2 protein-coding genes are annotated in these 613 nt (G+C 63.0%); both read right to left on the reverse strand.

The annotated features are described in order from the left end of the window. A partial coding sequence (locus JNK74_29380) for an MAPEG family protein (protein MBL7650287.1) occupies positions 1–122 on the reverse strand: 122 nt, incomplete at its 3' end. Between the two features lie 29 nt (positions 123–151). Next, positions 152–613 (reverse strand): glutathione peroxidase (locus tag JNK74_29385; GenBank protein MBL7650288.1); only part of this gene is annotated, 462 nt, incomplete at its 5' end.

Here is a 613-nt window from a genome sequence, read left to right on the forward strand (position 1 = left end):
GGAACTTTCGCAAGATCTATGTTGCTCTTGGCCATGGCCGGAAAGCGCGCCAGCGCCAGCCACGCCAACATGATCAAAGACCAGACAACCAGCGCCATCACCGGCGCAAGGATCGTGTGCATGCCGCCCTCCCCTTAACTCTTGTGCGCGCTCAGGCCGCCAGCGCTTTTTCGATCGCCGCGACCAAGGCCGGGGAATCCGGCGGCACGTCGGGGTGGAAGCGGCCGACGACCTTGCCGTCCTTGCCGATGATGAACTTCTCGAAGTTCCACATCACTTCGGTGTCGGTCTTGGGGCCCAGGCCCTTCTCTGTCAGCCGCGCCTTCAGCCCGCCTTGCGGCGATGGCGTCGCGGCCGGGATTTCCGACACCAGCTGCGCGTACAGCGGATGCTGATCGTCGCCGCGTACGGAGAGCTTCGAAAACATCGGGAAGTGCACGTCGTATTTGGTCGAGCAGAAAGTCGCGATCTCGTCGTTCGTGCCCGGCTCCTGGGCGGCGAAATTGTTCGCCGGGAAGCCCGCCACGACGAGGCCCTTGTCCTTGTAGCTCTGATAAAGTTTCTCGAGCCCCTCATATTGCGGCGTCAGCCCGCAGGCGGAGGCGACGTTGAC

The sequence above is a fragment of the Candidatus Hydrogenedentota bacterium genome (genome assembly GCA_016791475.1).
In the GTDB taxonomy this organism is placed as follows: Bacteria; Hydrogenedentota; Hydrogenedentia; order Hydrogenedentales; family JAEUWI01; genus JAEUWI01.